The sequence below is a fragment of the Mycobacterium sp. URHB0021 genome (genome assembly GCF_054057895.1).
Window position 1 is genome coordinate 200084 of record NZ_JBSRZT010000001.1, and the last position, 12326, is coordinate 212409.

Here is a 12326-nt window from a genome sequence, read left to right on the forward strand (position 1 = left end):
GCCAGAACGCAGCCGCCGCGGCTCTCCGTGCTTCCTCGTGGGCGGTTGTCACAGCCCACAGCTGACATGGTGAGCGCCTTTGGCCCTATGGTCTAGCCGCTGGACGTAGGTCGCCGCGATGCCGAGGCAGACGGCCCCCAGCGGCGCGAGGGTCATCGATCGCTGCACCCACGATTGTTCCTTTCACCCATGTTGCATGAAGCAGCTGTCGTCGGGTCAAACGCCGCGCACCGCGACTGTGAATTCCCGAAACCCCCGGGTATCCACAAACCCGGGTTTGCACGTGGTCGGTGGCTGGCCCTTCAGCAAGGGCACGGCCCGCTTCATCACCGGCTCCTTTGCGAGTTCGGTTCGGCATCCGACTACGGCTCGTCGAGGCGCCCGCAAACACTGGGCATCTGGCACCCGGGGTGATCACGGGTTCGGCGGCAGCGTGAGCAATGCGAACGTCGGGGCTACCCGCGAATGGAGACGACCAGGCGGTCAGGCTCAACAACCTCAACCACAGGAGGACTAGTGAACATCACAGCCGCAGTTACCAGAATTGCCAGCAATACATATGCGAGCTCGCCACATCCAGTGCCCGAGACCGAACTTGCCGCACGATTTGAGCGCGACGTGACTCCGCTGCTCGATCGGCTCTACGCCCGCGCAGTGCGCCCGACGCGCACCAAACAAGACGCCGATGACCTTGTGCCGGAAACGATGTCACGTGCGTATGCGGGTTTCCAGTCGTTCCGCGACGGCGCAAACCACGCAGCGTGGTTGTTCCGTAACCTGCACAACACCTGGATCAGTGAGCACCGGAAAAAGAAGCGCAGGCCCGTGGAAGTATCCATCGATCACCTCACCGATCAGCAGCTGACCGGAAATGGGCTCCGCACCAACAACGCAATGCACTCGGCTGAAAGCGCTGCCCTGGAATCTCTGCCGAACATGGAGATCAAGAATCCAACTTTTGGCGTTGCGGGAAGCACAGCGAATGGCCGTCTACTACGCCGACGTGGAAGGCTTCTCCTGCAGAGAGATGCAGCATCATGAACACTCCGGTCGCCACAGTGATGTCGCGGCTGCATCGCGGGCGGCGACAGTTACGGTCGGCCCTGGTCATGCATGACAATCGAAACAGATAACCGGTCCATACCCACCGTGACGCACCTTTGCGGCCGCGAACGGTATTCGGCGCGCCCGACCCTCTAGCGATACATAAGCGCACCGCCAATGAAAATTAGAGCCATACTACGGCCTCTGTTAGTGGTATGACGCCGAGTGGTGGCTCACCGCGAAAACCGTTGCTGCTCTGCTCAAACCCTCTGACCGACAACAAGCACAGCCCGCCACCCGGGCGCGTCACAGGAAAGGAGAATCCCAATGATAGAAACCCCCCTGCCGTCTCCGCTGCATGTGATGGGTACCACCGCCGCGTGATGTTGACGCCTCGGGAGCGTGAGTGGGTGCTTGCCGAGCTGGCTGACCTCAGGCACCGCAGGGACCGGCTCGCGGCGGCGCTCGCCGATGAGATCGGTGATCGTGTGTACCGCGACGGTGATGTTGTCCGTCTCAACGATCGAATGACCGAACTGACCTGCAGACTCGAGACGGCGGCGGCGGAGCCAAGCGCTAGCGTCCCGCTCACCACGCGCAACGAGGGGTGCGCGGTTGGTGAGGAATTGACGGCCAAGGAACTCGAGGTCCTTGGGCTGCTGACCACCCGGTTATCGCGCCGTGAGATCGGCCAGCGGCTCTACGTCTCACTGAACACCGTGAAAAGCCACCAGCGCGCCCTGTACCGCAAGCTCGCCGTAGAAGACAGAAACACGGCAGTCAAACGCGCCCGAGAACTCGGCCTACTCTAACCCGGCTGCGACACCCGCCCGATCCAGGCCGATCCCACATCGACGCGGGGCGAAACAATCCGCCAGTATTCACCCGGGTAAACACACGCTACGGGTAATGACGATTCACCCCGCCCGGCGGAAACCTAAGGGAGATCAGCCGTTGGTCAGTCATGACCACACCGGCACAAACAAAGCCTGGCCGCCGCCATCCCACGTCGGTAAATGCTGACTCAGCAGATGGCGACCGGACGGTAAAATGCAGCCGACCATGTACCGGATCTGCGTTCGGGGCCGCATAAGCGAGCAACGGGTCGCGATGAAGGTGGACGAACTGGCTGCCGTGATCATTGCGTAACGCCATCGCCACATATTGGAGAAAACCAGATGAAACGTCGCCAATTTCAACGATCACCGACTGAATACGGCTGCGGCGCCGCGCGAACACCACGGCTACTGCATCAAATGCGGGGCGCGGCTGCCTTCACCCGGCGATCGGCGCATCGGAAAGGAGATGCGGCGATGGACACCGTCCCGGCGATCGACGATCAACTTCACACGCTGAGGCCCATCTGCAGTACCCAGCGGGTGTCGACCGGCATTCCATGCGGTGCGCCGGCGGGGGCGATCGACGACATACACGCCATCGACGGATGCAACCCGATAGGGCTAAGCCCAGACGGCGACCTCGTCGAGACGCTCTGCCAAGCCTGCCTGGCTACTGTGCATCGGGCGATGGCGACCTACGTGGGCGACAAACGCGAAATGGCGTCCCGGTGCGGCACTCACCCGGTGTGCAGCGCCTGCGGGCGTCCCACTCGATACCTGCGCAGTGTCTTCGCTGTGCGTCCGATCGGGCCCGAGGTACTGGCATCGTGACCCCACTACGCATGACCGCCCTGTTTGTGGCTGTGGTGGCCGGTGATTGCGCGGCCCTCATGTTGATCGACGGTCAGCTAATCGATTTTGCCGTCGCCGCAACCATTTGTGCGGGATCCTCGGTCGCGGGCGGGCTGATCGGCTACGTCGACGACGAGGACGCCCGGCGGCAGCATGAACTGGGCAGACGACGCAAGGTAGTGGCGCGGCGACGAGCGGCCGTCTGGGAGCGCCGTGACCAGCAGGCGGCTATCGCGCCCGACCCACAGTGCCCCTCGTGTGGAGGCGCGCGCCAAACACTAAGTGACTCACCCAGGTTCGCTGACCGGCAGGGCGCGCGCTCATGCGAGGCGTGCGCGACACTGCGGCAACAGCACGTTGCTGATCCCTGATGTGTTGCGGACGTGTTCGAGTTTTACGCACCACGTCGCCGAAGAAAGTCCATACCGGTAGCCCCACGCGCGCACCTTATAGTCCGCTTAGTAGCAGCGCCGATCTACGGCTTGTAGAGCCGATTACTCCAAATCGCCACGGACTTCCGTGGCAACCAGCTATCCAGCGCGACATGTCGACACAAAGGAAGCTGTGTCGCGATTCGCCCGATTAGCTGGCACTTCGATTGGGTAGCGGCGACAAGCGGTCGACGCCACGTCCATGGGTGACAATGGAGCCGCAGCCCCGCAGGAGCAGCAGGAGATCGCGCCCAGGGATCAAGCGTTAAGGACTATTTAGTCCGCTGTCTGTTAAGCTCGCTCTGACTCTCCGAGGCCTCAACTTCTTGTGGCTGCCCAGCCGGCAATCATCGATAGGGTGCGCAGCGCGCTTCGCAACTCGAAGGCAGCGTGGCGTATACCTCGGTCGCTGGCCAAAGAACTTGAGGTGAGCGAGCCTGAGGTCCGAAAGGCCCTCGAATCGATGGCTGATGAAGTGAGACAGCCAATCGCCCCCAGAGGCGATGAGTTGAATTACTACAGGCTCACCAAACGGGGGAAGACCTGGCAGGAGCGACTTAGGTGGGTGCTCCTGGCAATGGGAGGGACGCCACCCCACAAGATTCGATGAACTGGTGGCAGCTATTGCTGTGGGGGCTACTCGGTGGCCTCATCCTGCAGTTCGTTGCTCTTGCCGAGTACCGATTCCACAGGGTGGAGGAGCTGCCTAGCTGGCTTAAGGGACCTGTTTACTGGCCCTTTGCGGCGGGCTTCGTCCTCCTCGGCGGGTTCTCGGCAACGGGCTGGATTCCGCACGGTGTCATCACCGATTTTATGGTCCCCATCCAGGTGGGCATGGCGGCCCCAGCCATCTTGAACATCGGCAGCAGAACAGTGGAACGTCGCACTGGCGTCGGGCCAGCTGACTAGTTCTTCAGCTAAGCCCGCAGATTGGGCTCGGCGTTTACTTTCCGAATAAACACGGCGTCGCCGTTGCGCGCCGCGCAGAATTTGGAGTCGACCACTTCAGGCCGCTGATTGGCTTCCGTTGATGATCCCACGGAACGCTCCTGATGGACGATTCTCGCGTTCACCAACGCGGGCGGAGAAACACCGATCCGGGAGGCTCAGGCGCTGGCCAGCTACCGAACTTTGAGTCCCCCTACCTGCTGGGCGGCGTGGTGGCGTGCCGTGCGGGCGCTGTGGTCGCCGCTGCGGCTCGCTCGGGTGCTGGCCTGGCGTAGGTGGTTGGCGCCGTGCTGCGCGGCCTCGGTGGGGCTCGGCGCGAGCGGCCAGGTTGATCGTCGCGCCAGGCTGGCCGCGCAGCACGGTGCGCAGGTGGGTAGCGGTGCGGGCCACTCCTCTGGACCCGCACCGCACCCGTTGCCGCCGCACCGAACGCCCGCAACAAGTACCTCGACGACTTCGCAACGCTACGTCGACGGAGCCGGCACCGACACCCGCACCGCGGCCGAACTCAACCCCCTCTACGGACTTCTCGACGCTAGCGCTTCGCGAAACGTTTGGGTCGGAAGCCGAAGCTCGCCGTGACGCCCCCTCTGCCAGATACCGACGTTACGTCAACCTAGCGGTGGATACGTTGCTGCGCAGCAGTTTTGTCCGGTCTCGATGTATCTGGCGGTAATCGCACTGAATCCGGCGGGCTTCGGATTAGTCGTGGTTTCTCGGTGGATCTGGCGGTCACAGTTCATCTCCGCGACTGCGACGGCCCCGATCGTTGGTTCCACGATGCTGGGAGCGGCGGACCACAACGATATTGGCCGCTCCCCCGCCGGGATACCGCGCGGGTTTCGACGACGGAACCGACGAGGTCGTTCGCGCCCCCGACCAGATCGAGCTCGTCGAGATCACGCCGGAAGCCTTGCGCCGCAGGCTCGCCCCCGGCAACGTCTACCCTGCGGAGCGGGTGGATGCGGCGCTGTCCCAATTACTTCCGCACCGGCAATCTGACCGCGCTGCGCGAACTCGCGCTGTTGTGGTTTGGCCGACCAGGTCGATGCGGCCCTTGAGCAATATCGGTCCGACAACAAGATCACCGAAACCTGGGAGGCGCGCGAACGCGTGGTCGTCTCGGTCACCGGCGGCCCGGAGTCAGAGACCCTGGTGCGTAGGGCATCGCGCATCGCGTCGAAGTCCAGCGCCGAATTGATGGTGGTGCACGTCGTTCGTGGCGACGGACTCGCCGGCGTATCCGCTCCGGCGATGGGCAGGGTCCGCGAACTGGCCGCCAGCCTGGGCGCCACCCTGCACACCGTGGTCGGCGACGACGTGCCAACGGCGCTACTGGATTTCGTTCGCGAGATGAACGCCACACAGTTGGTCCTCGGCACCTCCCGCCGGTCGCGCTGGGCCTGGATTTTCGCTGAGGGCATCGGTGCGACCGTGGTGCAGCGCTCCGGAACGATCGACGTACACATGGTGACCCACGAGGAGGCCCGCCGCGGCTTCCCGTGGTCGTCGACCTCGCCCCGACAACGGCACGTGGTGTCGTGGCTGGCCGCGGTAGTGGTCCCGTCGGCGATCTGCGCGGTAATCGTCGGACTCCTTAACCGGTTCCTGGGCGTCGGCGGCGAAAGCGCGCTGTTCTTCATCGGGGTCCTGGTGGTGGCGCTACTGGGCGGCGTCGCACCGGCCGCATTGTCTGCCGTGCTCTCCGCGCTGCTGCTCAACTACTTCCTGGTCGAGCCGCGGCACACCTTCACGATCGCCGAACCGGACAGCGCCGTGACCATCGTGGTGCTGCTGCTCGTCGCCGTCGCCGTCGCCGCACTGGTCGACGGCGCCGCAAGCCGCGCCCGGGAAGCCAGGCGTGCGTCGCAGGAGGCCGAACTGCTCGCGTTGTTCGCCGGATCAGTGCTGCACGGAGCGGACCTGAACACCCTGCTGGAGCGGGTCCGTGAGACCTACTCGCAGCACGCGGTGAGCCTGCTGCGCGAAAGCCCCGGTGGGGCAACGATCGTCGCGGGTGTCGGCGAGGACCCGTGTGTGGAGATCGACACCGCCGACACCGCCATCGAGGTGGGCTACGACGAATTCTGGATGCTGATGGCCGGCAAGAAACTGCCAGCCCGAGACCGCCGCGTGTTGACCGCGGTCGCCAAGCAGGCCGCGGGTCTGGTCAAGCAGCGCGAGCTGACCGAGGAGGCCGGTAGGGCCGAGGTCATCGCGCAGGCCGACGAACTGCGCAGCTCACTGCTCTCGGCGGTCAGCCACGACCTGCGGACACCACTGGCGGCCGCCAAGGCCGCGGTGTCCAGCCTGCGCAGCGACGACGTCGACATCTCGGCCGAAGACACCGCAGAGTTGCTGGCCACCGTCGAGGAGTCCCTCGACCAGCTCACCGCCCTGGTCGGCAACCTACTGGACTCGTCGCGGCTGGCCGCCGGCGTGGTGCGACCCAAACTGCACCGGGTGTACCTGGAGGAAACCGTGCAACGAGCACTACTGGGAATCCGTAAGGGCACCAACAGGTTTGGCCGTGCCGGACTCGACCGCGTCAAGGTCGAGGTCAACGACGAGGTGGTGATGGCCGACAGCGGTCTACTGGAGCGGGTACTGGCCAACCTGATCGACAACGCACTGCGATACGCACCCGACAGCCCGGTGCGCATCACCGCCGGCCGCGTCGGCGATCGCGTGCTGATCGCCGTCGTCGACGCAGGACCCGGCATCCCCCGCGGCACCGAGGAGCAGTTGTTCGCACCGTTCCAACGGCTCGGCGACCGCGACACCATAGCGGTGTCGGACTGGGCCTTTCGGTCGCCCGTGGGTTCGTCGAAGCCATGGGCGGCACCGTCACCGTCACCGACACTCCCGGCGGCGGGCTCACCGCCGAAATAGACCTAGCCGCGCCGGCAAAAGACCGCGCGCCATGACCCGGGTGCTGGTGATCGACGACGAGGCGCAGATCTTGCGGGCGCTGCGAATCAACCTGTCGGTGCGCGGCTCCGAGGCGCCGCGACCGGAACCGATGCGCTGCGTTCGGCCGCCGACCACCGCCCCGACGTCATCGTGCTGAACCTCGGCCTGCCCGATATGTCTCGGGAACGAAGTGCTCGCCTGGCCTGGGCTGCTGGCTTACCATACCGGTGATCGTGCTGCGGCGCGCACCGACTCCTCCGACATGGTGAAGGCCCTGAACGCCGGCGCCGACGACTACGTGAGAAAACCCTTTGGGATGGACGAGTTCCTGGCCCGACTTCGCGCCGCCGTGCGACGCGCGGCCGCCTCCGACACCCACGAGCCGGTCATCGAAACGTCGTCGTTCACAATGAAGCTGTCGGCGAAGAAGGTGACCAAAAACGGCTCGGAGGTGCACCTGACGCCTACCGAGTGCGGCATGCTCGAGATGCTGGTGCGCAACCGCGGCAAACTGGTGGGCCGCGAGGAACTACTCAAGGAGATGTGGGGACGCGCGTATGCGAAGGACACCCACTATCTGCGGGTCTACCTGCAGGGCTGCGTCGCAAGCTGGAAGATGACCCGTCGCACCCGGTCCACCTGCCGACCGAAGCCGGCATGGGATACCGATTCCACCAGTAATGTCTCCTCAGCGTCGAGTACCGCCTTCGCGCGAGACATCAGACCCGACCACAAGCTACGCCCCATCGGCGAACCGACGAACGGGCCCTGCTCGCCCGCGTGATCACACGGGCACCCGCATTCGACGCGGCATAACGAGCCACGAATCCGGTCGGCGCGGACGAACTCGCCGCACCGTTGGACTTGCTGACAAGTTCGGCCGTCGGCGTGGCCGAGCGGGTGATGCCCACGTTGCGCGGAGCCGATTCGCGCTGAGCCTGGCCGGGAAGCTACGCCGGCGGCGTCGGGGACAGCCTCACGGGGCCGGGAATTGGTCTCCATTGCCGGGGGTCGTTTCGACGTTGCTCCGGCCAAGGGCGACAAGCGCTTCACTGACCCGGCGTGGCAGGACAACCATTACTCAAGCGGACGATGCAGGCCTACCTGGCCACCTAGGCGACGGTGGACAGTTGTGTTCGGATGTGCGCCAAGGCGTGCAGGTGTTCGCCGTCTCGTGGCGCAATCGCATTGCCGAACAGCAGACGTGGGGGTTCGACACTTACTGGTGCGGTCCTGGACGCGCGTTGGACGCGGTGCAGGAGGTCACTGGCACGGATTGCGCCCGCCTGCAGGGATTGTGTTGCGGCGGTATCCTCGCGGCGATGACCGCGGCGCATCTATTCCTGGCAACGTTATCCCGCTGGGTCCAAGTTAGACCCCGACGGCGACGGTATTGTGGCAAATGCAGTTGACGGCCTGAGCCACAAAGACGCTTGATACTCAAACGTCTCGGTCGGGGTTGACCAATCAGGACGAGTTGTTCGCGTCGCGGGGTGGCTGACCCGGGGAAAGCCATTGCAGCGGAAGCGGTTCAACTGGTGGTGTCCGAGGAGCCGCGTCACAGCATTCGCTTCGGCCGGATCATGGCCTTCGCCCGGCGAACCGACACCCTCGACCACACCGCGTGCTGCAGCGCCAGTGCGGCCCAACCGGCCAGCGCCATACCGGACACGTTGACCAGCAGCTGCAGGGTGCTGCCCCAGATCTCCGCTCCGACGCCAAATGCTGCTCCCAACGCGATGTTGCCGGCGGCCGGCACCGTGGTCACCGAGATGAAGACGCCCGTCAATCCGTCGGACTTCCTCGAGGTGAGTGACAGCACTCCGGCCGTCGCCGCGATGATCGCGACGATAAACGACCACTTGTCCGGGGTGTAGATGAAGGCGGTGGCCGGCCGGGGCCCGATCACATCGTCAAGGGTGATCCAACCCAGTGCCCGCCCTATCAGGGCGAGAACCGTTGTGACGGCGATTGCCACGATGAAACCCAAGATGAGGGTGCGGGTGGCAAGCGCGAGTAGGGCAGGTCTGCGCCGAACCAATGCGACTCCGAGAGCCGCGATGGCCCCGAATTCGGGCCCCAGGACCATTGCGCCGATCACCAGGATCTGTGAATCCAGGACGATGGCGATGGCGGCGATCACCGTCGCGAGCGTCAGAAAGGTCAAGTAGGTCCAATTGAGTTCGGTTTCCTCGTATGAGCGCTGTGCGACCTCGGCCCACACCACCGCGTCCGCGCTGCTGCCAGGAGCTTTCAATTCGCAGTCGAACCCGCCACTGGATAGCCAGGTGGATACCGGTTGGATCTCGATCGTGCCCGCGCGATGCAGGCCCGCAGCGCGCAGCCGCTCAATGACGTCGTTTGCGCCTTCACGGGCAATGTCGGCCAACACCAGGTCACCGGGTGGTCGGACGGCGGCGCCCCGCACCACGGCGAGGCCACTCACGGACGGGTCGTCCTCAAGGATCTGGACCACGTCGTCGGTCAACCGGTTAGGTGACAGAATCCGCAACTGCAACATTGCCTTAGTGTGCGCCGAACATCCGGGCTTCGATGTAGTTGCCGCAGAGCCGCAATCGGTCTCGTCAGCCGCCCTCCCGCGGTCGCTTGATCCGAACCCGTACTGAAGGGTGGTCAGCGTGCCGGGATAACGTTCGCTGATGCGGCTCTCCTCGGTGCAACAAATCTACGGGCATCTCGCGAAAACATATGATCGCGAGCTGCGCGACAACATGGGATACACCGCGTATGTGGACATCCCGCGGCAGATCATCGATGCGTTGGGCGACAGGCAAGCACGCATCCTCGATCTGGGCTGCGGCACGGGGCTGTCGTCGTGGCGTGTTCCCACTGAATGAGTCCAGCAAGTTCTAGAGTCCTGTGGCCCGATGTCGGGCCAGAAGGGACGATGAAACGTATGGCTGGTCGGAAGCGGCATTCCGCGGAGGACATCGTGCGCAAATTGCGCCGTGCGGATGAGCTGACCGCGGAGGGCAAGACCGGCGAGGAGATCGCCGCTGAGCTTGAGGTGTCGGCGGCGACGTTGTACAACTGGCGCCGCGCCTACGGCGGGATGGACACCGACGCCGCCAAGGAACTCAAAGAACTGCGTGAGCAGAACGCCCGACTCAAGCGGCTGCTGGCCGAAGCCGAGCTGGTCAAAGACGCCCTGCGGGAGGTCGCCAAGGGAAAATTCTGAGCCCAACTGCCAAGCGCCGCGCCGTCGACATGCTCACCACCACGTTGGGTATGTCGGAACGGTTGGCGTGCAAAGCCGTTGGGCTAGCCCGCTCCACCTGCCGCCGCCTTCCTCAGGCGCAGACCCCCGCTGATCCCGACACCGAAATGCGGGCCTGGCTTCGCGCCTACGCCACCAAACATCCCTGTCACGGGTTCCGCCGTGCCTGGGCGGCATTGCGTTACGACGAGCGCCGTGAGGTCAACAAGAAGAAGATCCATCGACTGTGGCGCGAGGAGGGCCTGCAGGTGCGGGTGCACAGTCCGCGTAAGCGGGCCGGGGTGTCGTCGATCCCGCCGGTCGAGGCCGACGCCGCGAACGTGGTGTGGGCGATCGACTTCCAGTTCGACTCGACCATCGATGGCAAGGCGATCAAGATCGCCTCGATGATCGACGAACACACCCGGGTCTCGCTGCTCGATATCGTGGAACGGTCGATCACCGCCGACAGACTGGTCGACGAGCTCAAGAAGGTATTCGTGGCGGCGGGCGGGCCGCCGAAGGTGTTGCGGATGGACAACGGGCCGGAGTTCATTTCTCAAGCGCTGCAACAGTTCTGCGACGGCAAGACGGGCATGTCGTATATCCCGCCGGGAACGCCGTGGAACAACGGACACATCGAATCGTTCAACAACCGACTACGCAAGGAGTGCCTCAACCGCAACCACTGGAACACCCTGCTCGAGGCCCGGGTGGTCATCGGCGACTTCAAGGAGGAACACAACCACCGACACCGCCACTCGGCGCTGGGCTACCGCACGCCGGCTGAGTACGCTGCGGTCTGCAGGTGCACCCACACCCCGGTGGCCTGCAGCATCAACTGAATCTGGATCAAACCAACCCGACTCTAGAAACGGGTGGACTAAGAAACGGGGACTCGCCAGTCGCTGCTGTTCTTCGAACAGGGTCATCATGTGACAGGCATCGACGGCGTCGGCGCCATGGTTCGACGAGCGCGGAGGCTGCCCTACAAGAAGGTCATCCAGCAAGACCTCGAATCACGTTGGCGCGTCAAAGATGACGCGTTCGACGCCGCCGTGATGCTTGGAGTCATGGAGTACATCATTTATCCGCACGTGCTGCTGCGACAGGTGCACGACAAGCTTGCTCCAGGCGGTCTGTTTGGATTCACTGTCCCGCACAAGAGTGCACTCTATGAGAAGGACGGACTCAAGTCGTATTACGCGAAGGAGATCCGCCCGGTCATTGTCAAGTCGGGCTTCGAGATCCTGAGGTCGGAGAAGACGCTCGGTTATGTCGATGAAGGCGACAAGGTTGTGTATTGGAACTACCTCGTGCGTAAACGCACACACGCGTAATCAATGCGTTCTCGCCGATCTCGGTCTCTGGTGTGCTGGTGCGTGACGTCGTGGAATCCAGTGGGCTGAGCGTCGCGCCGTGGACGCTGTTTGTGGCCAGCTACGGCATCAGCCTGCTGTTTGAGGCTCCCCCCGAATGGTGGACATCGAGATAGCGGGATGAATGGTCTCGCTGGAAGGATGTCACCATGTCCCGAACCCGCCGGTCGTTCACGACCGAGTACAAGGTCGAGGCCGCTCATCGGGTGATCGATTCCGGGCGCACGATCGCTGAGGTCGCTCGCGAGCTGGTCGTGAACGAGGGTCTGCTGGGACGGTGGGTTGCTGAGGAGCGCCGCCGTGTGGAGGCTGCCGCAACTCGTCAGGACGTGCCGTTGACGCCGGCGGAGCGCGCCGAGCTGGCGCGGCTGCGCAAGCAGGTCGCCGAGCAGGAGAAGGACATCGCGTTCCTGAAAAAAGCCTCGGCGTACTTTGCCGCCAGCCAACCGAAGTAGACCGGTTCGAGCTGATGGCCGCAGAGTGCGCGACCACCGCGATCACCCGAATGGCACGACTGCTGGGGGTGTCCACCTCCGGTTACTACAAGCGTGCGAAGCGTTCGGTAACCACACAATTGACTGATCGAGAGCAGCGGAAGGCCGACCTGACCGTGAACATCATCGACCATCACCGCGACTCCGGCGGGACCTACGGCTCACCGCGGATCACCGCCGACCTTCGTGCCGGCGGCGAGCAGGTCTCA

The 12326-nt window shown here is 64.1% G+C and carries 10 protein-coding genes and 3 pseudogenes; 11 read left to right on the top strand and 2 right to left on the bottom strand.

Annotated features, from left to right (window positions below):
• Positions 1-516 precede the first annotated feature (516 nt).
• Positions 517-1041 (top strand): sigma factor, encoded by a 525-nt coding sequence (locus tag ACVWWN_RS00890; protein ID WP_457142199.1) that lies wholly within the window; start codon positions 517-519, stop codon positions 1039-1041.
• Between the two features lie 386 nt (positions 1042-1427).
• A complete protein-coding gene (locus tag ACVWWN_RS00895) occupies positions 1428-1856 on the top strand; it encodes a LuxR C-terminal-related transcriptional regulator (protein ID WP_457142393.1) in 429 nt (142 codons plus the stop codon).
• 88 nt (positions 1857-1944) lie between these two features.
• On the opposite strand, the gene ACVWWN_RS00900 is transcribed toward ACVWWN_RS00895, so the two are convergent.
• Positions 1945-2286, bottom strand: a complete 342-nt coding sequence (locus ACVWWN_RS00900; protein ID WP_457142200.1) for a hypothetical protein — start codon at positions 2284-2286, stop codon at positions 1945-1947.
• A gap of 71 nt (positions 2287-2357) precedes the next feature.
• On the opposite strand from ACVWWN_RS00900, the gene ACVWWN_RS00905 reads away from it, so the two are divergent.
• The 4 genes and pseudogenes from ACVWWN_RS00905 to ACVWWN_RS00920 all read left to right on the top strand — a co-directional run bounded on the left by ACVWWN_RS00905 (position 2358) and on the right by ACVWWN_RS00920 (position 7708).
• On the top strand, positions 2358-2714 hold the full coding sequence (locus ACVWWN_RS00905) for a phosphoenolpyruvate carboxylase (RefSeq protein ID WP_457142201.1): 357 nt from the start codon (positions 2358-2360) through the stop codon (positions 2712-2714).
• Positions 2715-4336: 1622 nt separating this feature from the next.
• Positions 4337-4696 carry a hypothetical protein gene (locus ACVWWN_RS00910; protein ID WP_457142202.1) on the top strand — a complete coding sequence of 120 codons (360 nt, stop codon included), beginning with the start codon at positions 4337-4339 and terminating at the stop codon, positions 4694-4696.
• Between the two features lie 274 nt (positions 4697-4970).
• Positions 4971-7041, top strand: a pseudogene (locus ACVWWN_RS00915) (DUF4118 domain-containing protein); the annotation flags it as partial.
• Positions 7038-7708 (top strand): annotated as a pseudogene (locus ACVWWN_RS00920) (winged helix-turn-helix domain-containing protein). The pseudogenes ACVWWN_RS00915 and ACVWWN_RS00920, both read left to right, overlap by 4 nt.
• A gap of 877 nt (positions 7709-8585) precedes the next feature.
• Here ACVWWN_RS00920 and ACVWWN_RS00925 read toward each other — a convergent pair.
• Complete coding sequence (locus tag ACVWWN_RS00925; protein ID WP_457142203.1) at positions 8586-9548, bottom strand: DUF389 domain-containing protein; 963 nt, start codon at positions 9546-9548, stop codon at positions 8586-8588.
• Between the two features lie 139 nt (positions 9549-9687).
• Between ACVWWN_RS00925 and ACVWWN_RS00930 the strand changes: the two genes are divergently transcribed.
• From ACVWWN_RS00930 to ACVWWN_RS00950, 5 genes and pseudogenes are all read left to right on the top strand, one after another.
• A complete protein-coding gene (locus ACVWWN_RS00930) occupies positions 9688-9885 on the top strand; it encodes a hypothetical protein (protein ID WP_457142204.1) in 198 nt (65 codons plus the stop codon).
• A gap of 59 nt (positions 9886-9944) precedes the next feature.
• Positions 9945-11089 (top strand): IS3 family transposase gene (locus tag ACVWWN_RS00935; RefSeq protein ID WP_457142205.1). Its coding sequence is split into 2 segments (ribosomal slippage): positions 9945-10212 and positions 10212-11089, totalling 1146 coding nucleotides; the frame shifts between segments, so codons are not numbered across the junction.
• A 66-nt stretch (positions 11090-11155) separates the two neighbouring features.
• Positions 11156-11584, top strand: coding sequence for a class I SAM-dependent methyltransferase (locus ACVWWN_RS00940; protein ID WP_457142394.1), 429 nt, complete (start codon positions 11156-11158; stop codon positions 11582-11584).
• Between the two features lie 188 nt (positions 11585-11772).
• Positions 11773-12078, top strand: a complete 306-nt coding sequence (locus ACVWWN_RS00945) for a transposase (RefSeq protein ID WP_457142206.1) — start codon at positions 11773-11775, stop codon at positions 12076-12078.
• A gap of 50 nt (positions 12079-12128) precedes the next feature.
• A pseudogene (locus ACVWWN_RS00950) lies at positions 12129-12323 on the top strand (hypothetical protein); the annotation flags it as partial.
• Between the last annotated feature and the right edge of the window lie 3 nt (positions 12324-12326).

Coding starts and splice junctions, on each gene's coding strand:
- ACVWWN_RS00895 (WP_457142393.1), top strand. CDS start 1,428: ATGTTGACGCCTCGGGAGCGTGAGTGGGTGCTTGCCGAGCTGGCTGAC.
- ACVWWN_RS00905 (WP_457142201.1), top strand. CDS start 2,358: ATGGACACCGTCCCGGCGATCGACGATCAACTTCACACGCTGAGGCCC.
- ACVWWN_RS00925 (WP_457142203.1), bottom strand. CDS start 9,548: ATGTTGCAGTTGCGGATTCTGTCACCTAACCGGTTGACCGACGACGTG.
- ACVWWN_RS00930 (WP_457142204.1), top strand. CDS start 9,688: ATGCGGCTCTCCTCGGTGCAACAAATCTACGGGCATCTCGCGAAAACA.
- ACVWWN_RS00945 (WP_457142206.1), top strand. CDS start 11,773: ATGTCCCGAACCCGCCGGTCGTTCACGACCGAGTACAAGGTCGAGGCC.